Here is a 21,810-nt window from a genome sequence, read left to right on the forward strand (position 1 = left end):
CCCGGTGGGGAGTCGAGCTGTCGGGCAGCTCTCTCGGCACCGGGGGGCCCGCCCTGTGTGCGGGGGGCTTCAGCTCTGGGTGAGCCGCTGTCCGTCCTGGTCGCGCAGCAGGGCGCACAGGGCCCGCAACGCCTCTTCGACCTGGTCGATCTGAGCGTCGGTCAGTCCGATCGACGGTTCGAGCCGCAGGGTGTTGACGGCGCTTCCGGTGGGGAAGGCGCGGACGTGGTGGGCGCGGAGCAGATAGCCGGAGAGGGTGAAGCCGAAGAAGCCCGCGCGGGCCGTCTCGCGGATCGGTCCGGAGGCCGAGTCCGACTGGTCGTGGAACTCCATGCCGAGCATCAGGCCCCGTCCTCGTACGTCCTTGACGACGTCGGGGAAGTCGGCGCGGACGGCGTCGAGCATCGCCTTGAGGCGGGAGCCGCGTTCGGCGGCCCTGCGGTAGGCGAGGCCGTCGTCGGCCTCCAGCAGGCTGAGCGTCTTGAGGGCTATGTGGGTCGAGAACCCGTCCTTCGCGAACGTCGAGCTGTGGACGATCTCGAAGTCCCTGCGGTAGCGGGATGCGCGGATGAGGGTGACGGAGATCTTGGCGATGCCGCCGCCGAGGCTCTTGGCGAGGGTGAAGTAGTCGCCGTGCAGAGCGATGTGCGAGGCGGCGAAGAAGGCGCCGGAGCGGCCCATGCCGCTCTGGATCTCGTCCACGACGACGGGGAAGCCGAACTCGTCGCTGACGCGCCTGACTTCTTCCGCGAAGTCCTGGGTGATCAGGTTGATTCCGCCTTCGCCCTGGATGGGTTCCAGGACGAAGGCGGCGAATGCCGGGAACCTCTGTTCGGTGACGACGACGGTGCCGTCCTCGAGCGTGAGGCCGAGCAGTGCGGCGGTCTGCTCCTGCTCGACGGCCTTCCTGATCGCTCCGGGGTCGCCGAGCGGGATGAAGCGGGCCTGTGCGGCCAGGGACTTGAAGGGGATACGGACCGCGGGGTTGTGGGTGAGCTGGACGCTGGCGGCCAGCTTGCCGTGGAAGGAGCCCTCCGGCGCGAGGAACAGCGGGGGCCGTGCGAGCAGCTCCGCGTTCCGGCGGTTCACCTCGGCCGCCAGCTCCTCGAAGCCGGCCTGCTGGTCCGCGGGGGCGTCGATGCCCACGGCGGCGTAGGCGCCGGGGTCGACGACGGCCCGGCCGCCGCGGAGCTGGGAGCGTGCTGTGTCGATGTGCGCGGCGATGCCCTCCGAGAGTTCGGAGAGCTTGACGGTGCGGTCGAACTCGGCGTGCTTGATCGCTATTTCGACGGCTTCGGCGCCGCTGTTGGCGAATACGGCGTAGTAGGGCTCATCCGTGTGGAATTCACGCCCGATCACCGTGTTCAGTGCCGCGGCCAGTTCGTTGGCGTAGGGGTGCCGTGAGAACTGTGCGTGTACGGGGACCTGGGAATCCAGGAGTTCTTTCGCGCGGGAGACGATCTCCGGGTGGTTGTGACCCAGGATCAGCGAGCCGAAGCCGCCGACCAGGTCGAGCACCGGCACCCGTTGACCGTTCTCGTCGAGGCGGTACAGGATGTCTCCGCCGGCGGCCTCGTATTCGATGTCGAGTCCGGCGGACGCCAGCACCTGACGCAGGTAAGGTTCGGCCAGTTCCCATTCGGTTGCCCGGACACTCATACTATCCCTTTCGCTGGCATTGGACTCCGCCGGCGATCCTATCGGCGGGCGTATCCGAATACGGCTTCCCTGGTAACCGGGTGTCCATTTTCGTGTCAATTACCGGGTCATGACCGGGTGGTGGCCGGAGGACAGGGGCGGGCGAATACTTTGGGGTGTCGAGAATTCGCATGTGACGGGAGAATGGCATGTCAAGCAACAGGCGGAACCCCTCTCCGCTGGTTGATCACCCGGCGGCCGCGGCTCCACTGCGCGAAGTGATGTCACAGTTCACCACCGGTGTGGTCGTGCTGACCGTCGGTGGTGAACAGATCCACGGAATGACCGCCAATGCGTTCAGTTCGGTGTCACTCGATCCACCCTCGGTCCTGTGCTGTATTTCCCATGGCGCGGTGATGTACAACGCGATCACGTCCGCGCGGCGCTTCGGCGTTTCGATCATGCGTGCCGACCAGGGGCCAGTGGCGCGGTACTTCGCGGACAAGAGCCGTCCTCTGGGGCCTGAGCAGTTCGATGAGGTCGACTGGTTCCCCGGTGGTGAGACCGGTGTGCCGCTCCTGTCCGGGGCGCTCGCCTGGCTGGAGTGCGAGATCGCCGATTCCTACGAGTCGGGCGACCACTCGATATTCATCGGCGATGTGCTGTTCTCCGGCCTGAGCCCCGAGCTCGGCCCCGGTGCCGACCGGGACGGTCTCCTCTTTTTCGGCGGCCGGTTCTTCGACGGGATGCGGCGCCTGCCTTCCTGACGTGTCGGGACAGGGAGCGGGACACGGGAAAGAGCCATCGTGCGGGCTGCACACGATGGCTCTTTCCTGTTTTCAGTGAAAGGCGGTCAGTCGGCCTCTGCGGGTACCGGACGGTCGACGGCGACGAACCACTTGCCGCCCTTGTCCCGGGTCATGACGTCCGAGCAGGAACCGCGCATGATCGCGGTTTCGCCGTCCGGTCCCGTGATTTCGATCTCGTAGTCGGCGACGACGAGCATGGTGTCGCCGGCGGTGTAGGAGCGCTTGTAGGTGGCCTTCATGCGGGGCTTCTGGGCCAGCAGTTCGGTAATCGACTTCGTGCGCTCCGCACCGGTCAGCGGGCCGCCCGAGAGATTCGAGATCGAGTCCTCCCGGTACAGTGAGTCGAACACCGCGCCGTCTCCGGTGTTGAAAGCGCGCAGGAACACATCGCTCTGCTGAATGGGGTCTTCGGTGAGGACCAGGTCTTCGAGGCTGATTTCTGTGGTCATGGGCCGAGCCTATTCAGCCGGTGTCATCCGGCGCCCACTGACCGGTAATCGCATCGGACCGTGAATTTCTGACGCGGAGGGCCGGTGAGTGCCTGGGCGGAGTGCATTCGTGGAGTCTCCCGATTCCCGTCTCCCACGCCTGTGTCACGCGTTCGACCGGTCCGGTGTCTGCGGCCGGCCGGTGCTCGTGGCGGGTTCCGGGTCGTCCGCGGCGGTGACGCGCTTGCCGCTCCGGGCGCTCACGAGCGTCCAGACCAGCGCCATCAGGGTGATGCCGGCGGCCGGGACTCCCAGCCACACCGGGGAGAGCCACTTCTGGAGGAGGCCGCCGAGGGCGCCGCCCAGGGCGATGCCGAGGTAGATGGCCGAGGAGTTCAGGCCCAGCAGTACGGGGGTCGCCGCGGGTGCGTGGGCGACCAGGCGGTGCTGCTGGAGCACGGTCGGGACGCCGACGAGCAGGCCCCACACCGCTGCCCACACGAAGGTGGTGGCGAGGTGCTCGATGGCCGGGCGGGCGAGCAGCAGGACGACGGTGAAGGCGGCGAGGCCGCCGGTCAGGAGCCGTTCGGCCGGGTAGCGGTCGCAGAGGCGCCCGGCGAGGAGGTTGCCGCCGAGCACGCCGAGTCCGAACACGAACAGCACCCGGGTGAGCGTGGTCCCGGAGCCGCCGGTGGTGTCGTCGAGGGCTGCTCCGACGTAGGTGTACAGGAGGTACGCGCCGGTCAGGGTGAGCATGGTGACGGCCAGGGTGCCGAGGACCCGGCGTTCCCCGAGGGGCTCCACGCGGGCGCGGAACGTCGTGGCCGGGAGCATGGTCCTCGGCAGGGCGGCGGCGACGCCGAGGGCGGCGACGAGGCCGAGCGCGGCAACCGCCCACAGGGTGATGTGCCAGTCGCTGCTGCCGATGAGGGTGCCCAGCGGGAGGCCGATGGCGCTGGAGAGCGTCAGGCCGCCGAGGACGAAGGCCAGGGCGCGGCCGCGGCGCTCGGGCGGGCTGATCACGGCCGCGGCGCTGGAGGCGCTGGAGGTGATGATGCCGGCGCCGGCCGCGGTGATGACGCGGGCTGTCAGGACGGCGGCGTAGGTGGTGCCGAGGGCTGTGGCGGCGTTTCCGATCGCGAACAGGATCAGGGCGAGTATCAGCGCCTTGCGGCGGTCCATGGAGCTGGTGGCCCAGCCCAGGACGGGTGCGGCGACGGCGAGGGTCAGTGCGAAGGCGGTGACCAGCTGGCCCGCTGCGGGGACGCTGACTTCGAGGTCTTGCGCGATGGCGGGGAGGAGTCCCGCGATGACGAATCCGTCGGTGCCGACGGCGAACGTGGCCAGCGCCAGGGGGAGTAGCCGCTTGTACACGATGCACTCAATTCCGCTGCGGAGCATGTGGGGACGGTGAGGGGGGCGGCAACGTGACGTACGGCCGGGGCCGCGTCGGGCGGCCCCGGCCGTACGTCTCCAGCGGTTTCACCTGGGCCGTCGAGGTGCGGGGGTTCTGGCCGTCACGCCTCTTCCCGGCCCAGATCGACGAGCAGTTCGCGGTGGCCGTTGGAGACGAACGACTCCATCGGCCGCACCTGCTGGGCCAGGCTGAGGCCGGGGAAGCGGGCGAACACCGCGGAGAGGGCGAGCGATACCTCCAGGTTGGCCAGCGGGGCGCCGATGCAGCGGTGGGATCCGTGGCCGAAGGAGATGTGCTCGCGGCGCGTGGACCGGGTGATGTCGAAGGTGTCCGACGTGGTGCCGTGGACGGCGGGGTCCCGGCCGGCGGCCGCGTAGGAGATGATCAGCGCGTCGCCCTTGGGGATCGTCACGCCGTCCAGTTCGATGTCCTCGACGGCGAAGCGCATCGGCAGGTTGGCGATCGGCGCCTCGAAGCGCAGCGCCTCGTTGATCACGTCCTCCCAGGACGCCTCGCCCTCCTGGACCAGGCGCAGCTGCTCGGGGTGGGTCAGCAGGCAGTGGATGGCGTGGTCGATCAGGTTGACGGTGGTCTCGTGGCCCGCGCCGATCATCAGCAGGACGGTGTCGACCAGTTCGAGCTCGCTCAGGCCCGCCGACTCCTCGTCCTCGCTCGCGTTGATCAGACCGCTGACCAGGTCGTCGCCGGGGGTCTCGCGCTTGTGCACGACCATGTCGCCGACCAGCGCGTACAGGGCGCGTTCGTTGGCCTGCACGTCCTCGATGGAAGCGGAGGTCAGGAACATGTCGCCGACCATGCGGAACATGTCGTCGCTCATGTGGCCGGGTATGCCGAGCAGTTCACCGATCACCCTGATCGCCAGCGGGTAGGCGAACTCCTGGCGGATGTCGACCACGTGCCCCGCCGGCGTCGCGGCGACGCGGTCCAGCAGTTCCGTCACGATCGCCTCGATGCGGGGCCGCAGGACGGCGGTGCGCCGGGCGGTGAACGCCTTGGCGACCAGCCGGCGCAGCCTGGTGTGGTCGGGGCCGTAGGAGTTGAGCATGTTGCGCTCGGACACCCACTGGGCGAGCGGCCAGGTCTCGGCGAGCTCGCTCTCGCCCTTCTGCCAGGTGGGCCAGTGCAGATTGGCGTCGCGGGAGACCCGGGGGTCGATCAGCAGCCGCATGGACAGGGCGTAGTCGGTCACCATCCAGACCGCGACGCCCCCGGTCAGCTGTGCCTGGACGAGCGGCCCGCGTTCGCGCAGGCGCCGTCCCTCGCCCTGGATGTCGCTGCCGGTGGCGTCGACGTGGAACGGGCAGGATCCGCCGGTCATCGTCAGGCCCCCGCCACGTGTGCGGCGGCGCGCCGCCCGGATTCGATCGCTCCGTCGATCCAGCCGCTCCAGCCGGTCGCGATGTCGCTGTTGGCGAAGGCCACCCGGCCGACGGGCTGCTGGATGGAGCGCAGGGTGCGGGTGAGCTGGCCCGGCTGCTTGAAGGTCCAGCCGCCGCGCGCGTACGGGTCGTTGCCCCAGTCGTGGCCCCGGGCCGCGAGGAGGGTGGCGCCCGGGTCGAACCGCTGTACGGCGGCTTCGATCTGCTGGGTGTTGGCGACGTCGAGTGCCGGGTCGATGCTGAAGGCGTACGCGAGGTAGCCGTCGCCGAGCCGGTAGGAGGGGATGATGGTGCCGATGGGTGCCGTCTCCTCGCCCCGGGTGAAGAGCATGCCCTTGTCGCTGCGTATGTGCAGCCACAGCTTCTTGGCCGTGGGCACGCCGATGGTCGCGGTGGAGGCTTCGCGGTAGACCGTGGGCAGGCCGGGGTTGAAGGTGATGTCCTTCCACACGTTGACCGGTACGGCCACGACGGCCTTGGCCGCCTGGTGGGTGACACCGCCCCGGGTGACCACCTGCACCCGGTCGCCGCTGTGGGTGACCGAGGCGACGGGCGAGTTGAGGACCAGGTCGGCGGAGGCCTCGGTGAGCATCGCCTGGATGAGGGCGACGGTGCCCTGGACGGGGCGGACGGAGTAGGCGTTGCTGAACTTCTTGTAGTCCCAGTTCGACAGGGCCCACCACTGGGCCATCTGCGTCAGCGCGCCGCGTGCCGCGCCGCCCGCGAGTCCGCCCATGGCGCCCGACAGCCACTTCGTGTCGGCGGGCGAGAGGCTGTACTGGCTGAGCTTCGCCCGCATCGAGACGTTGTCGACCGGGCGCAGCAGGTCCTCGCGGGCCCATGGGTCCAGGGGGTTGGGGAAGTAGTCCCTGGACCCGTCGAAGAGCGGGGTGACCAGTTGCTCGGTGTGGGCGAAGCCCTCGGCGGGTGTGTAGGTGCGAAAGCCGGTGTCGGTGGGGAAGACGGTGGCGTCCGGTGCGGAGTCGGTCGTCGTCGGCACCGCGTAGCGCTGGAGTTCGGCCCAGGCGTTGGGGTGCGTCTCGTCGAACCAGGCGCCGCCGAGGTCGACCTTCTCACCGAGGAAGGTGTCGGTCCAGGTGCGGCCGCCGACGCGGTCGCGGGCCTCCAGGATCAGGACCTTCTTTCCGCTGCGGCGCAGTTCACGAGCGGCCGTGACCCCCGCGAAGCCCGCGCCGATGACGATCACGTCGTAGACGCCCGCTGCCGACCGCTGGGCGGCCCGCGCCGGGCTGGTCGCGGCGAGGCCGAGGAGTGCGGCCGCGCCGGTGGCGCCGGCGCCCTTCAACAGCGCTCTGCGGCTGGTCCGTTGGGGACCGCTGGGGATGACGGGGTTCACCGTGTCTCCTTGGAAGGTCTGACTGGACTGGACGGACTGGGTGGGTGGTGGCCCTGGTGGGCGGGGGCGCGGCCGGCGGGTGGTCCGTCCGCGGGCGGGGGGGTGTCGGCGGGAGTGCGGCCGGTCGCCCGTCCCCGCGCGGCGGAGGCGGCAGCGCCCGGGCCGGCCGCGGGGACGTCCGGTCTGGGTCAGAGGTGCGTCGCGGTGGGGCGTGAGGGCCTTCCGGTCCGGTGCGGACGGGTGGTCCGCACCGGATCCGGAAGGCCCTCACGCGTTCGGGGTCCCCGGTCGGTGATCACGGGGTCACCGCACCCTCTCTCCGTGGACGAAGGCGCCCTAGGAGGACGGGTTCCTGAGCAGTTCGACCAGGCTCGCGAGACCGTCGGAGCCGTGGCCCTGGGCGATCCGGCGTTCGATGAGGGCCTGCATGGGCAGGGCCATGTCGGTGCCGACCCCCTGGGCCCTGCCGGTCTCCACCAGGTGGGCGATGGCGTCCTTGTTGACGTGGAGGGAGGAGGTGTCGTCGCCGTACGCCCTCTCGTCCATCTCCCGCGCCAGGTCCGGGAGCATCGGGCTCACCACGTGGTCGAGCCACTGTCCCGAGAAGGCGAGGAAGTCCTGGGCGGAGATGCCCTCGCTGCCGACGAGTGCGACGGCCTGGATGTATCCGCCCAGCGCCGACCACATCATGCCGAGCAGCGCCACGTCGTAGAGCGAGGGAAGGCCGTGGTCGGCGCCGAGGTGGAGGGTGTTGCCGCCCAGGACCCGCAGGGTCTGCTCGTGCGTCGTGAACGCCTCGGCGTCGCCTGCGTAGAAGAAGAGCCCGTCGGGGCTGCCGACCAGCTGCGGGATCGCCATGATCGCGCCGTCGAGGTAGCGCGCGCCCTGTTCGGCGGCCCATGCCGCGGTCTCGCGGGCCTCCTGGGGTGTGCCGGAGGTGAGGTTGACGAGGACACGGCCGGCCAGGTGCTCGCGCACGGGCTCCAGCACGCCCCGTACGGCCTCGTAGTCCGACAGGCAGAGGATGACCACGGGGCTCGCGGTGACGGCGTCGGCCACCGTGCCGGCGGCCGTGGCGCCCTGCTCCACCAGTGGAGCGCACTTGGCGGGCGTGCGGTTCCAGACGGTGGTGGGGTGGCCCTGGCCGGTGAATGCGGCAGCCAGGGCGGAGCCCATCAGGCCCAGTCCGGCGACCGTGACCGGGGTGACGGTCGTGCCGGTGGGGTCGGTGCTCATGTCTTCCTTCCGAGGTGGTGGTTGGCAGCGGCGGGTCGTGGCGGTGGGTGGTGTCAGCGGGTCACAGCAGCGGGTTGTCCTCGTCGATGCCGAGCAGGATGCGTCCCTGGAGTTCGAGGCTGGAGGTGAGCAGCAGGAATCCGTGGAGGGAGAAGCCCTCGATGTCACGGAAGAAGCGCTGCAGCGGCACGCTGCGCTGGATGACGGAGGCGCCGCTGGCCCGGTAGAGGATCTCGACGGCTTCCTTGGCCAGCTGGGCCGCGTAGGAGCCTTCGCCGCGGATCGCGGCCTTCTCCTCGACGGTGGGCAGTTCGCCGGCGTCGGCCCGCGCCTGCAGCACCGTCGCCCAGCGGGTCAGGAGGGCCTCGGCCGCGGCGATCCGGTTGGCGGCGGCGGCGACCTGGATCTGGGTGAGCGGGTGCTGGGCCTGGTCCTCATGGGCGGTGTAGGCGATGGCGCGGCCGGGGACGCGCTCCAGGAACAGCTCCAGCGCACCGCGGGCGGTGCCCACCAGCGTGGCGACGGTCGTGGTCAGGATGTAGGAGAACAGGCCGTAGTCCCGGCCGGTGTCGTGCTTGGTGCGGTCTGCCACCGTGTGGTAGATCGCGTCGGCGTACGGGACCACCCGGTGCTCCGGCACGAAGACGTTCTTCGCCGTCGACGTGGAGCTGCCGGTGGCCGAGGCGGAGGAGGTGTGCCAGTCGTCCGCGAGGGTGAACTCGGACATGGGCACGAGGGCGACGACCTCTTCGTGCGTGCCGTCGGCCTTCTCCAGGACGGTCGTGGCGATGTTCCAGTGGGCGCCGCGGGAGCCGGTGTTGAAGCGCCAGCTGCCGTTGAGGAGGTAGCCGCCTTCGGTGGGCACGATCGACCCGTTCGGCGTGAAGCCGCCGGAGACGCGTACGGAGGGGTGTGCGAAGACCTCCTCCTGGGCCCGGTCGGGGAACAGGGTGATCAGCCAGGTGCTGGACGCCCACACCGCGGCCACCCAGCCGGTCGAGGGGCAGCCGCGGCCGATCTCGGCCAGGACCCGGAACTGGTCGGCGACCGGGAGTTCCAGGCCGCCGAAGCGCTTGGGCGTGACGATGCGGAACGCGTCCGCCTTCTCCAGGAGCTGGATGTTCTCGTCCGGCAGCCAGCGCAGCTCCTCGGCCTTCTGGCCGTTGTCACGCAGGGTGGGGACGATGTCCGCCACCGCCTGCACGACGACGTTCGCTTCATTCTGGGCAGTTGTCATGGCGGGGGTCCCTTTTTTTTTCGACCGGGTGCGCGCGGAGGCGGCGAAGGCTGGTGGCTGCTCTGTTCAGTTGCGGGGGTCGCCGTAGGGCTCGTCGATGGCGTAGCGCCAGTTGCCCTTCTCGTCCCGGCGCAGGATGTCGGTGCCGACGCCCGATTCGTGGTCGATGCCACCGTTCTCGTTCGGGATGTCGAGCGTCCAGTCGGTGATCAGGAGGGCGGTGTCCGACGTCACGAACGACTCGCGGATCTTCGCGTTCAGCACCGGCTTGATGGCGATGAATTCGGCGAGTGCGTCCCTGCGGGCCTGGCCGCTCAGCGGATTGCCCGGCTGCCATACGGAGATCGCGTCTTCCGTGTAGAGCTTTTCGGTGCCGGCCAGATCACCGGAATTGAAGGTGCTTACGAAGTGGGCGAGGTGCTCGGCGACGCCGCCGGCGTGCTCGGTCGTCTGCAGGGTTTCGGCCATGGTGAGAGCCTCCGAAAAAAGGGGGGACCTGGGCGGGAATGGTGTCTGAAGTTTCTTTACGTCGCCCGCCCCCGGGCGACGTGCCCGCGAGAGGTACGGATCGCTGCGCACCGTGGGCAGCGGCGATCGGGTTCACGCTATCCCCGGGGCGATCATTGTCCGCACACCGGCCGGTAATGAGCTGGTCTCACCGGGTTCGCAACCGGTAGTTCCCTGGCCATTACCGGACGTTGAGGGACTCGTGCGGCGACTGAATAACATGAGTGCCACACACATGGACGCATGTAAAGAACGCACCAAACAGGCCGTTCGAACAATTCGGGCCCGCTGGGGTCGAATATGAAGGGGCACTCGATCGTGATGGCAGGCGAGCGCGACTCCGTGGAAACCGGCAAGCGGGTTGAAGAAATCGCTGTGATCGGAATGTCCTGCCGACTTCCCGAAGCGGTGGGCACGGCTGATTTCTGGGATCTGCTGCGGACCGGCACCAGCGCGGTCACGGAGGTTCCGCCGGGCCGCTGGGAGTCCCTGTCCGAGGAGGAACGGGCGGGCAGGCGGGGCGGGTTCCTCGCTTCGGTCGATACGTTCGACGCCTCGTTCTTCGGCATCTCGCCGCGCGAGGCGGCCACCATGGACCCGCAGCAGCGGCTGGTCCTCGAGCTGGTCTGGGAGGCGTTCGAGGACGCGGGGATCGTGCCGGCGCGGCTCAGGGGCAGCCGGACGGCGATCTTCGTGGGTTCGCTGCGCGACGACTACGCCGCCCTGCTCTACCAGCACGGTGCCGCGGCCATCACCCAGCACACGATGACGGGCCTGAACCGGGGCGTCATCGCCAACCGGGTCTCCTACCACCTGGGTCTGCAGGGCCCCAGCCTGACCGTGGACTCCGCGCAGTCCTCGTCCCTGGTGGCCGTGCACCTGGCCTGCGAGAGTCTGCGGTCGGGCGAGTCCACGACGGCGATCGCCGCGGGTGTGAACCTGAACATCCTCGCCGAGAACGCCGTCACCGAAGAGCGGTTCGGGGCGCTGTCCCCCGACGGGCGCAGCTACACGTTCGATGCCCGTGCCAATGGTTTCGTGCCCGGCGAGGGCGGTGCGGTGCTGATCCTCAAGCCGCTGGAGCGGGCCGTCGCCGACGGCGACCCCGTCCACGGGGTGATCCGCGGCAGCGCGGTGAACAACGACGGTGCCACGCCGGGGCTGACGGTGCCCAGCGCGGACGCCCAGGAGCGCGTGCTGCGCCGGGCGTGGGAGCGGGCGGGGGTGACGCCCTCGCAGCTGCAGTACGTGGAGCTGCACGGCACGGGCACGCCGGTCGGTGATCCGACGGAGGCCGCCGCGCTGGGGGCGGCGCTCGGCGCCGGCCCGGTCCCCGGGGTGCGGGTCGGTTCGGTGAAGACGAACATCGGGCATCTGGAGGGCGCGGCGGGGGTCGTCGGTCTTCTCAAGGTGCTTCTGAGCCTGCGTCACCGGGAGCTGCCCGCGAGTCTCAACTTCGAGACGCCGCATCCCGGTATTCCGCTGGCGGAGCTGAATCTCGCGGTGCAGCGGGAGCTGACCGCCTGGCCCCGCCCCGAGGAGCCGCTGGTCGCCGGTGTGAGTTCGTTCGGCATGGGTGGCACCAACTGCCATGTCGTGCTGGGTGAAGGGCCCGGGAGCGGCGGCGGTGGGCCGGAGGCCGGGCCGGAGGCCGGATCGGAGGCCGGGGGGCGGCCGGGCGCGCTGCCGTGGGTCGTCTCCGCGCGTTCCGGGGCCGGGCTGCGCGCCCAGGCGCGGCGGCTGCGGGAGTTCCTGTCGGCCGGCGCGGGGGGTCTGGCGGCCGGGGCCGGGCGGGGTGCGGCGGACATCGGCTGGTCGCTGGCGTCGGCGCGTACCGCGTTCGAGCACCGGGCGGTGGTTCTGGGTGCGGGAGGCGAGGAGTTCCTCGCCGGGCTGGACGCGGTGGCCGAGGGGGTTCCGGCGCCGGGGCTGGTCTCGGGTTCGGTGCAGCCGGGGCGCCTGGCCTTCCTGTTCACCGGGCAGGGGGCGCAGCGCATCGGTATGGGGCTGGAGTTGTACCGTTCCTCCCCGGTTTTCCAGGCGGCTTTCGACGAGGTGTGCGCGCACCTGGACCCGCTTCTGGAGCGGCCGGTCGGTGAGGTCATCGCCTCCGGCGACGGGCTCGGCCGGACCGACCGTACCCAGCCCGCGCTGTTCGCGGTCGAGGTGGCGCTGTACCGGCTGGTGGAGTCGTGGGGGGTGCGCCCGGACCTGCTGGCCGGGCACTCGGTGGGCGAGGTGGCCGCCGCGCATGTGGCGGGGGTGCTGTCGCTGCCGGACGCGGCGCGGCTGGTCGTGGCGCGCGGGCGGCTGATGCAGGCCCTGCCGGCCGGTGGGGCGATGGTCGCCGTCGAGGCGTCCGAGAGCGAGGTCGCTCCGCTGCTGGCGGGCCGTGAGGGGCGGGCCGGGCTGGCCGCTGTGAACGGTCCGCGCGCGGTGGTGGTCGCCGGTGAGGAGGGCGCCGTCCTGGAGGTGGCGGAGGAGGCTGCCGCACAGGGGCGCAGGACCAAGCGGCTCCAGGTCAGCCACGCGTTCCACTCGCCGCTCATGGAGCCCATGCAGGAGGAGTTCCGGCGGGTCCTGGCAACGGTGGTCTTCCACGCCCCGCGTATCGCGGTGGTCTCCACCGTCACGGGCAGGACGGTCACGGACGGGGAGTGGTCCTCGCCCGGGTACTGGGTGGATCAGGTGCGGCAGCCGGTCCGGTTCCTGGACGGGGTCCGTGCCCTGGAGGCCGAGGGGGTCACCACCTTCCTGGAGCTGGGGCCGGACGGCGTCTGCTCGGCGATGGCGGCCGATTCGGTGCTCGACCGGGACGCGGTCGCGGCCGTGTCGCTGCTGCGCTCGGGCCGGGACGAGGAGCGCACCGCGCTCGGCGCGCTCGCCACGGCGTTCGTCCGTGGTGTTCAGGTCGACTGGGCGGCCGTGTACGGCGAGGAGGACGCCCGCCGCGTCGGTCTGCCCACGTACGCGTTCCAGCGTGAGCGCCACTGGCTGGACCGCGCCCGGGGCACGGGCGCGGGCCGGCCAGTGGCGGAGCCGGTCCCTGCGGGACCGCGGGCCGCCGAGGAGGGTGCGCGGGAGACGGCGGGCGACGCGGTGGCGGGCGGGGCGGATGTCGCCGGACTGGTCTTCGCGCACATCGCCGCCGTGCTGGAGTACGCGCCGGGGCGCCGCGTCGATCCGCGGTCCGCGTTCAAGGACCTGGGTTTCGACTCGCTGATGGCCGTGGAGCTGCGTGACGCGCTCGCGGCGGCGACCCGGCTGTCCCTGCCGAGCGGTCTGCTCTTCGACCATCCGACGGCCGGGGCGCTCGTCGGCTATCTGCGTGAGCGGCTGGAGGGCTCCGGCGGCCGGGAGGGTGCGGAGGGTTTCGCTGCGGTCGACGCCGACGAACCCGTCGCGATCATCGGCATGGCCGCCCGCTACCCGGGCGGTGTGGCTTCGCCCGAGGACCTGTGGCGGCTGGTGAGCGAGGGGCGTGATGCGATCTCCGGGTTCCCGACCGACCGCGGCTGGGATGCGGAGCTGTACGACCGTGATGCCGGGCGCTCGGGCAAGAGCTCGGTGCGTGAGGGCGGCTTCCTGCACGAGGCGGGGCAGTTCGACGCGGGCTTCTTCGGCATATCGCCGCGTGAGGCGCTGGCGATGGACCCGCAGCAGCGGTTGCTGCTGGAGACGGCGTGGGAGGCCGTGGAGCGCGCGGGCATCGATCCGGAGGCGTTGGGCGGGAGCCGTACGGGGGTGTTCGTGGGCGCCACCGCCGGCGACTACGGGCCGCGTATGGCGGATGCGCCGCAGAGCGTCGAGGGGCATGTGCTGACCGGGACGGCGCCCAGCGTCATGTCCGGGCGCATCGCCTATCAGCTCGGGCTGGTCGGCCCCGCGGTCACCGTGGACACGGCGTGCTCGTCCTCGCTGGTCGCCCTGCACATGGCGGTGCGCTCGCTGCGGTCGGGCGAGAGCGCGCTGGCCCTGGCCGGCGGTGCGAGCGTGATGTCGGGTCCCGGCATGTTCGTGGAGTTCTCGCGGCAGCGCGGTCTGGCGGCCGACGGCCGCAGCAAGGCCTTCTCGGAGGCGGCGGACGGCACGTCGTGGGCGGAGGGTGTCGGCGTGGTGCTCGTCGAGCGGCTCTCGGACGCGCGGCGCAACGGTCACCGGGTGCTGGCGGTGATCCGCGGCACCGCGGTCAACCAGGACGGTGCGTCCAACGGGCTGACCGCCCCCAACGGGCCGTCCCAGCAGCGGGTGATCCGGCAGGCGCTGGCCGACGCGGGGCTGTCCGCGGCGGAGGTCGACGCGGTGGAGGCGCACGGCACCGGCACCCGGCTCGGCGACCCCATCGAGGCGGAGGCGATCCTCGCCACGTACGGGCAGGACCGTGAGGAGCCGCTGTATCTGGGTTCGCTGAAGTCGAACATCGGGCACACCCAGGCCGCCGCCGGCATCGGCGGGGTGCTGAAGATGGTGCACGCCATGGGGCACGGGGTGCTGCCCAGGACGCTGCACGTCCAGGCGCCCACGCCGCACGTCGACTGGAGCTCGGGCGCCGTGCGGCTGCTGGCCGAGGAGCGGCCGTGGCCCGAGACGGGCCGTCCGCGCCGTGCGGCGGTGTCCTCCTTCGGGATCAGCGGCACCAACGCCCATGTGGTGATCGAGCAGGGCGAGTCGGTCCCGGAGCCCGCGGCGGGGCCCGCCGGCGGGTCCGCTCCGGTGCGGGAGGACTCCCCCGGGTCCGTGGCCGGTGTGGTGCCGTGGGTGGTCTCCGCCCGCGACGAGGACGCCCTGCGGGCGCAGGCCGCCCGGCTGCACGCGTTTCTCGCCGACGCCCCCGGGGAGCGGCTGTCGGACATCGGCTTCTCGCTGGCCACGACCCGCACCCGTTTCGCGCGGCGGGCCGTGGTCACCGGCCGCGACGCCGCGGACTTCCTGGCCGGACTCGACGCGCTCGGCCGGGGCCGGGACGCGCCGAACGCCGTGAGCGGCGACGCGTCGCGCATGGGCAGGACGGCGTTCCTGTTCACCGGTCAGGGCGCCCAGCGTCTGGGCATGGGCCGGGAGCTGTACGGTGCGTACCCGGTGTTCGCCGCGGCTCTGGACGCGGCTTTCGCCGCGCTGGACGTTCACCTGGAGCGGCCGCTGCGCGAGGTGGTGTTCGCCGATGAGGGCACGGACGCGGCCGCGCTGCTGCACGAGACGCGGTACACCCAGCCCGCTCTGTTCGCGGTGGAGGTGGCGCTGTTCCGGCTGCTGGAGCACCACGGGCTCACGCCCGATCTGCTGGCCGGCCATTCGGTCGGCGAGGTGGCCGCCGCGCATGTCGCGGGTGTGCTGTCGCTGGCCGACGCGGCGGTGCTGGTGGCGGCCCGCGGCCGGCTGATGCAGGCGGCCCGCTCCGGCGGTGCGATGATCGCGATCGAGGGTGGCGAGGAGGAGATCGCGCCGTCGCTCGCGCCGTACGGGGGCCGGGTCTCCGTCGCGGCGGTCAACGGCCCCCGTGCGGTGGTGGTCTCGGGCGACGAGGACGCGGCCGGGGAGATCGAGGCGCACTGGCGGGAGCGCGGGCACCGGACCCGGCGGCTCCAGGTCAGTCACGCGTTCCACTCGCCGCACATGGACGGTGTGCTGGACCGGTTCCGGGAGGCTGTCGAGGGTCTGGACTTCCGGCCGCCCGCGATTGCCCTGGTGTCCGGCGTCACCGGTGGGCCCGGTGACGCCGAGGAGCTGACGTCCCCGGAGTACTGGGTCCGGCAGATCCGGGAGGCGGTGCGGTTCGGCGACGCGCTGACCTCGCTGAAGGACCTGGGTGCGACGGTGTTCGTCGAGGTGGGGCCCGATGCGGTGCTGACGTCCATGGCGAGCGAGGTCCTGGGCGGCGAGGTCACCGCGCTGCCGCTGCTGCGGGCGGGCCGCCCCGAGGCGGACAGCGTCGTGGCCGCTCTGGCGCGCGCCCATGCCGAGGGCGCCGAGCTGGACGTGGCCTCGTTCTTCCCCGGCGGTGCGCGGCCCGTCGACGTGCCGACGTACGCCTTCCAGCGCCGGCACTTCTGGCTGGCCGCCGAGACGCGCGCCGATGCGCGTTCCCTGGGCCTGGTCCCGTTCGACCACCCGCTGCTGACGTCGGCCGTCGAGCTTGCCGAGCGCGACGAGACGGTGTTCACCGGCCAGCTGTCGCCGGCCGCTCACCCGTGGCTGGCGGACCATGCGATCGACGGGGTCGTGGTGTTCCCCGCGACGGGTTTCCTGGAGCTGGCCGTCGCCGCGGGCCAGCATGTGGGGGCGGGGCGGATCGACGAGCTGACCGTGGAGGCGCCGATGGTCCTGACCGGCGGTCACGGCACGGCCGTCCAGGTGGTGCTGGGTGCGCAGGACACGTCGGGGGGCCGGCCGTTCACCGTCCACTCCCGGCCTGACCGGGGCGGGGAGCCCGGACCGTGGGCGCGGCACGCCTCCGGTGTGCTGAGCGCGCTCGTGCCCGTCGCGGACGGCGCCGCCGGGCCGTGGCCGCCGGCCGGTGCGGTCCCCGAGCCCGCCGATGAGGTCTACGCACGTCTGGCGGAGCTCGGTTACGCGTACGGGCCGGCCTTCCGGGCCGTCGGCGCCCTGTGGCGGGACGGCGAGGACACCCTCGCCGAGATCCGTCTCGGCGACGAACAGCTGGCAGACGCTTCCCGGTTCACCCTGCATCCCGCGCTGCTCGACGCCGTGCTGCACCCGCTGGTGCTCAGGGCCGCGGACGGCGAGGGCGCGTCGGACCACATCCGGCTGCCGTTCAGCTGGAGCTCGGTCGCCGTGCACGCCGCGGGCGCGACGGTGCTGCGGGCCCGCATCTCCCCGCTCGGCTCCGACACGTTCGCCCTGAGGGTGACCGACCCGTCGGGGGCGCTCGTGGTGAGCGTCGGGGACCTGACGCTGCGGCCCGCCGCCAAGGAGCAGCTGCGGGCGAGCGCGGCCGGCGGCAATGACGGTCTGTTCGAGGTGAGTTGGCCGACCGTGGCCACGCCCGGGGCCGGCGGGGTGCGGCTGGCCGGGGTGAGTGCGACGGAGCCGGTGCCCGCGGCCGGGCACGATGTCGCCGTCCTCACGGTGGCCCCCGCGGCCGGGCACACGCCCGGGGCCGCCCATGCGGCGGTCCGCGACACGCTGGTGCTGGTGCAGCGGTGGCTCGCCGACGAGCGGTCGGCCGACACCCGGCTGGCGGTGGTGACCCGGGGCGCCGTGGCGGTGCTCGCGGGGGACGTGCCGGACCTGTCCGCCGCCCCGGTGTGGGGCCTGATCCGCAGCGTGCAGAGCGAGCACCCCGGGCGGGTCGTGCTCGTCGACCTGGACGGGCGTGCGGACGCGGCGGACCTGCTGCCCGCGGCGCTCACCACCGATGAGCCCCAGCTGGCGGTCCGGGGCGGGGTGCTGCATGTGCCGCGGCTGGTGCGGGCGGTGCGTGCCGGCGGCAGGGGCGCCGTGGGGCTCGACCCGGACGGCACGGTCCTGATCACCGGTGGGACCGGAGGTCTCGGTGGTCTGTTCGCCCGGCATCTGGCGGCCGGGCACGGTGTGCGCCGCATGGTGCTGGTCAGCCGCCGGGGCGCGGCCGGCCCCGGCGCGCGGACGCTGGTGGACGAGCTCACCGCGCTCGGCGTCGATGTGACCGTGGCCGCGGCGGACGCCGCCGACCGCGAGGCCCTCGCGGCCGTGCTGGCCGCCGTTCCCGACGCGCATCCGCTGACCGCCGTGGTGCACACGGCGGGCGTCCTCGACGACGCGACGGCTCTGTCGCTGGACGCCGAGCGGCTCGGCGCGGTGCTGCGGCCCAAGGTCGACGGCGCCTGGAACCTCCACGAGCTGACCCGCGGCATTCCGCTCGCCGCGTTCGTCCTGTTCTCCTCGATCTCGGGCATCACCGGATCGGCGGGGCAGGCCAACTACGCGGCCGCCAACACCTATCTCGACGCGCTCGCGGCTCACCGTGCCGCCGACGGGCTGCCCGCCACCTCGCTCGCGTGGGGGCTGTGGGACGGTACGCACGGCATGGGCGCCGCCCTCGACGAGGCCGCTCTGGCGCGCTGGACCCGCTCCGGCGTCGTCCCGCTCACCCCCGGTCAGGGGCTGGCCCTCTTCGACGCGGCGCTGGCCGACGGCGGGCCGCTGCTCCTGCCCACGGCACTGGACCTGGCGCGCCTGCGCACCGGGACCGGCCGGCCGCCCGCCCTGCTGCGCGCGCTGGTGCGGCCGCGGCCGCGCCGCGCGGCGGCGGACACCGCCGTCGCCGCTGCCGGCTCGTCGTGGGCGCAGTCGGTCGCCCACCTGCCCGACGAGGCCCGCCGGTCGGCCGCCCTGGAGCTCGTACGGGCCGTGGTGGCCGCGGTTCTCGGCCACGCGGACCCGGCCGCGGTCGACCCGGACCGTGCGTTCAAGGAGCTGGGGCTGGACTCGCTGGCCGGGGTGGAGCTGCGCAACCAGCTGACGGCCCGCAGCGGGCTGCGGCTGCCCGCCACCGCCGTCTTCGACCACCCGTCGGCAGCGGCGCTCGCCGCCTACCTGTGGCGCCAGGTGTCGGACGCGCCCGCCGCCGCGGCCGTGGCCGTGGCCCGTACGGCGTCCGACGACGAGCCGATCGCGATCGTCGGCATGGCCTGCCGCTTCCCCGGCGACGTGTCCTCGCCCGAGGACCTGTGGCGTCTGGTCGCCGACGGGGTGGACGGGATCAGCGAGTTCCCCGTCAACCGCGGCTGGAACCTGGAGGAGCTGTACGACGAGGACCCGCAGAAGCCCGGTACCTCCTACACCCGGCACGGCGGGTTCCTGCACGACGCCGACCGCTTCGACGCCGCGTTCTTCGGCATGTCGCCGCGTGAGGCGACCGCCACCGACCCGCAGCAGCGGCTGCTGCTGGAGACGGCCTGGCAGACGCTGGAGAGCGCCGGGATCGACCCGGCGACGCTCAAGGGCAGCAACACCGGCGTGTTCACCGGCGCCATGTACGACGACTACGCCTCGCGGCTGGCCGAGACCCCCCAGGAGTTCGAGGGATTCCTGCTGGCGGGGAACCTGTCCAGCGTCGTCTCGGGCCGGCTCGCCTACACCTACGGGCTGGAGGGGCCGGCGATCACCGTGGACACCGCGTGCTCGTCGTCCCTGGTGTCCCTGCACCTGGCGGCCGGCTCGCTGCGCCAGGGCGAGTGCGACCTGGCGCTGGCGGGCGGTGTCACCGTGATGTCGGGTCCCAACACCTTCGTGGAGTTCTCCCGTCAGCGGGGTCTTGCCGCCGACGGCCGCTGCCGTTCCTTCGCCGCCGGGGCGAACGGCACCGCCTGGTCGGAGGGGGCGGGTCTGCTGCTCCTGGAGCGGCTGTCCGACGCCCGGCGCAACGGGCACCGCGTCCTCGCGGTCGTCCGCGGCTCCGCCGTCAACCAGGACGGTGCGAGCAACGGGCTGACCGCTCCCAACGGTCCTTCGCAGGAGCGCGTCATCCAGCAGGCGCTGGCCAACGCGGGGCTGAAATCGGCCGATGTGGACGCCGTGGAGGCGCACGGGACGGGCACGCCGCTGGGCGACCCGATCGAGGCGCAGGCGCTGCTGGCCACCTATGGGCAGGGCCGTCCGCAGGGCCGTCCGCTGTGGGTCGGCTCCCTCAAGTCGAACATCGGCCACGCCCAGGCGGCGGCCGGTGTGGGCGGTGTGATCAAGATGGTGCAGGCGATACGGCACGGTGTGCTGCCAAGGACGCTGCACGTCGACGAGCGCACGCCGCACGTCGACTGGGAGGCGGGGGCCGTCGAGCTGCTGACCGACGAGCGTCCGTGGCCCACGACGGGTGAGCGGCCGCGCCGCGCGGGGGTGTCGTCGTTCGGTATCAGCGGCACCAACGCGCACGTCATCATCGAGGAGCCGCCCGCCGAGGAGGCCTCTGAGCGCGAGGTGTTCCGCGGTGCGCTGCCCTGGGTGGTCTCGGGCCACGACGAGCAGGCGCTGCGGGAGCAGGCCGCCCGGCTGCACGCCCATCTCACCGGGCGCCCCGAGCTGGACCACGCCGATGTCGCCCTGTCGCTGGGCACGTCCCGGGCCCTGCTGGAGCACCGGGGTGCGGTCGTGGGCCAGGACCGGGAGGGGATGCTGCGCGGGCTCGAGGCCCTGGCCGGGGGTGAGTCGTCGGCCGCGGTCCTGCGTGGTTCCGCGGCCCGGCGCGGGAAGACGGCTTTCCTCCTCACCGGGCAGGGCAGTCAGCGCCTGGGCATGGGCCGTGAACTCCATGCCTCCTCGCCCGTGTTCGCGCGGGCCCTGGACGCGGTGTGCGCGCACCTGGACCCGCTCCTGGAACGGGCGCTGAAGGACGTGCTGTTCGCGGAGGCGGAGTCCGCCGACGCGGCCCTGATCGACCGGACGGTGTTCACGCAGGCGTCGCTGTTCGCCGTCGAGGTCGCGCTGTTCCGGCTGCTGGAGCACCACGGAGTGGCACCCGACTATCTGCTGGGCCACTCGATCGGCGAGGTCACCGCGGCGCACCTGGCCGGGGTCCTGTCCCTCCAGGACGCGTGCGTCCTGGTGGCCGCGCGCGGCAGGCTCATGCAGTCGGCGCGCGGCGATGGTGCGATGGCCGCGCTGCGGGCGGGCGAGGACGAGGTCCGCGAGTCGCTGGCCGGGTACGGCGGCGCGGTGGTGGTCGCGACTCTCAACGGGCCCGATTCCACGGTCGTCTCCGGTGACGAGGATGCCGTGGAACAGGTGGCGGCCCTGTGGCGGGAGCGGGGCCGCAAGGAGCGGCGGCTGCCGGTCAGCCATGCGTTCCACTCGCCGCACATGGACGGCGTCCTGGACGAGTTCCGCCGGGCCATCTCCGGGTTGGCGTTCCACACGCCGCACATTCCCGTCGTCTCGAACGTCACGGGGACGCGGGCCACCGATGAGCAGCTGTGCTCGCCCGACTACTGGGTGCGCCACATCCGTGAGGCGGTCAGGTTCGGCGACGGTGTCGCGTTCCTGGAGGCGGAGGGCGTCAGCGACTTCATCGAGCTCGGCCCCGACGGGGTACTGACCGCGATGGTGCGGGACTGCCTGGCCGATGAGCCCGGTGCGGTGGCGCCGATGCTGCGCCGGGGGCGCCCGGAGGCGGAGACGGTGACGTCCGCGATGACCCTGCTGCACCTGCGGGGCGGCGCTCTGGACTGGGAGGTGTTGTTCGAGGGCAGTGGTGCGCGGGTCGTGGAGCTGCCCGCGTACGCGTTCCAGCGCACCCGTTACTGGCTGGAGGGCACGACGGCCGCCGGTGACGCGGCGGGGCTGGGCATGGTGGCGGCGGACCACCCGCTGCTGGGCGCCGCGGTCGGCGTCGCCGGCCGCGACGAGACGGTCTTCACCGGACGCCTCTCCCAGCACTCGCACCCCTGGCTCTTCGACCACCGACTCCACGACGGAGCCCTGCTCCCCGGCACCGGGTTCGTCGAACTGGCCCTGCGCGCGGGCGACCAGGTCGGCTGCCACCACGTCGAAGAACTCACCCTCGCCACCCCCCTGACCCTCCCGGACAGGGACGCGGTGCGGATCCAGGTCGTGGTGGAGGCGGCCGACGAGAGCGGTGGCCGGAAGTTCGCCGTGCACGCACGGCCTGCCGGGGACGACGAGCGGGACTGGGTCCTGCACGCCACCGGCACACTGACCGGAGCAGCCCCCGAACAGGGCGATGCCACAGGTCTGCTGGTGTGGCCGCCGGCGGGGGCGCGGGAGGTGGAGCTCGGCGACGTGTACGAGCGGCTGCTGGAGCACGGCTACGGCTACGGCCCCGCCTTC

General features: G+C 72.3%; 10 protein-coding genes. 2 read left to right on the forward strand and 8 right to left on the reverse strand.

Annotated elements, in window-relative coordinates; genetic code table 11:
- Positions 1–69: 69 nt before the first annotated feature.
- The gene (locus ACIRJT_RS36480) at positions 70–1,659 is read right to left on the reverse strand and encodes an aspartate aminotransferase family protein (RefSeq protein ID WP_403918252.1); all 1,590 of its coding nucleotides are present in this window, start codon (positions 1,657–1,659) and stop codon (positions 70–72) included.
- 188 nt (positions 1,660–1,847) lie between these two features.
- On the opposite strand from ACIRJT_RS36480, the gene ACIRJT_RS36485 reads away from it, so the two are divergent.
- A complete protein-coding gene (locus ACIRJT_RS36485) occupies positions 1,848–2,405 on the forward strand; it encodes a flavin reductase family protein (RefSeq protein ID WP_403918254.1) in 558 nt (185 codons plus the stop codon).
- An 86-nt stretch (positions 2,406–2,491) separates the two neighbouring features.
- Here the strand turns inward: ACIRJT_RS36485 and ACIRJT_RS36490 are convergent, their stop codons facing one another.
- The 7 genes from ACIRJT_RS36490 to ACIRJT_RS36520 form a co-directional block, all read right to left on the reverse strand.
- On the reverse strand, positions 2,492–2,896 hold the full coding sequence (locus ACIRJT_RS36490; RefSeq protein ID WP_403918256.1) for a YybH family protein: 405 nt from the start codon (positions 2,894–2,896) through the stop codon (positions 2,492–2,494).
- Positions 2,897–3,040: 144 nt separating this feature from the next.
- Positions 3,041–4,276, reverse strand: a complete 1,236-nt coding sequence (locus ACIRJT_RS36495; protein WP_403918259.1) for an MFS transporter — start codon at positions 4,274–4,276, stop codon at positions 3,041–3,043.
- A gap of 116 nt (positions 4,277–4,392) precedes the next feature.
- Complete coding sequence (locus tag ACIRJT_RS36500) at positions 4,393–5,631, reverse strand: cytochrome P450 (RefSeq protein ID WP_403918262.1); 1,239 nt, start codon at positions 5,629–5,631, stop codon at positions 4,393–4,395.
- A 2-nt stretch (positions 5,632–5,633) separates the two neighbouring features.
- Positions 5,634–7,049 (reverse strand): flavin monoamine oxidase family protein, encoded by a 1,416-nt coding sequence (locus ACIRJT_RS36505; protein ID WP_403918265.1) that lies wholly within the window; start codon positions 7,047–7,049, stop codon positions 5,634–5,636.
- A gap of 336 nt (positions 7,050–7,385) precedes the next feature.
- Positions 7,386–8,285 (reverse strand): NAD(P)-dependent oxidoreductase, encoded by a 900-nt coding sequence (locus ACIRJT_RS36510; protein ID WP_403918268.1) that lies wholly within the window; start codon positions 8,283–8,285, stop codon positions 7,386–7,388.
- Positions 8,286–8,346: 61 nt separating this feature from the next.
- Positions 8,347–9,522: an acyl-CoA dehydrogenase family protein gene (locus tag ACIRJT_RS36515; RefSeq protein WP_403918270.1), complete on the reverse strand. Its 1,176-nt coding sequence runs from the start codon at positions 9,520–9,522 to the stop codon at positions 8,347–8,349.
- A 66-nt stretch (positions 9,523–9,588) separates the two neighbouring features.
- Positions 9,589–9,990, reverse strand: coding sequence for a YybH family protein (locus ACIRJT_RS36520; protein ID WP_403918273.1), 402 nt, complete (start codon positions 9,988–9,990; stop codon positions 9,589–9,591).
- Between the two features lie 360 nt (positions 9,991–10,350).
- Between ACIRJT_RS36520 and ACIRJT_RS36525 the strand changes: the two genes are divergently transcribed.
- Positions 10,351–21,810 (forward strand): type I polyketide synthase (locus tag ACIRJT_RS36525; RefSeq protein ID WP_403918276.1); only part of this gene is annotated, 11,460 nt, incomplete at its 3' end.

The sequence above is a fragment of the Streptomyces sp. NPDC102283 genome (assembly GCF_044766265.1).
GTDB lineage: Bacteria > Actinomycetota > Actinomycetes > Streptomycetales > Streptomycetaceae > Streptomyces.

Bases quoted from the DNA above. Each gene is read 5' to 3' on its own strand.
- ACIRJT_RS36515 (WP_403918270.1), bottom strand. From the start codon at position 9,522: ATGACAACTGCCCAGAATGAAGCGAACGTCGTCGTGCAGGCGGTGGCG.
- ACIRJT_RS36490 (WP_403918256.1), bottom strand. From the start codon at position 2,896: ATGACCACAGAAATCAGCCTCGAAGACCTGGTCCTCACCGAAGACCCC.
- ACIRJT_RS36510 (WP_403918268.1), bottom strand. From the start codon at position 8,285: ATGAGCACCGACCCCACCGGCACGACCGTCACCCCGGTCACGGTCGCC.
- ACIRJT_RS36500 (WP_403918262.1), bottom strand. From the start codon at position 5,631: ATGACCGGCGGATCCTGCCCGTTCCACGTCGACGCCACCGGCAGCGAC.
- ACIRJT_RS36485 (WP_403918254.1), top strand. From the start codon at position 1,848: ATGTCAAGCAACAGGCGGAACCCCTCTCCGCTGGTTGATCACCCGGCG.
- ACIRJT_RS36495 (WP_403918259.1), bottom strand. From the start codon at position 4,276: ATGCTCCGCAGCGGAATTGAGTGCATCGTGTACAAGCGGCTACTCCCC.
- ACIRJT_RS36520 (WP_403918273.1), bottom strand. From the start codon at position 9,990: ATGGCCGAAACCCTGCAGACGACCGAGCACGCCGGCGGCGTCGCCGAG.
- ACIRJT_RS36480 (WP_403918252.1), bottom strand. From the start codon at position 1,659: ATGAGTGTCCGGGCAACCGAATGGGAACTGGCCGAACCTTACCTGCGT.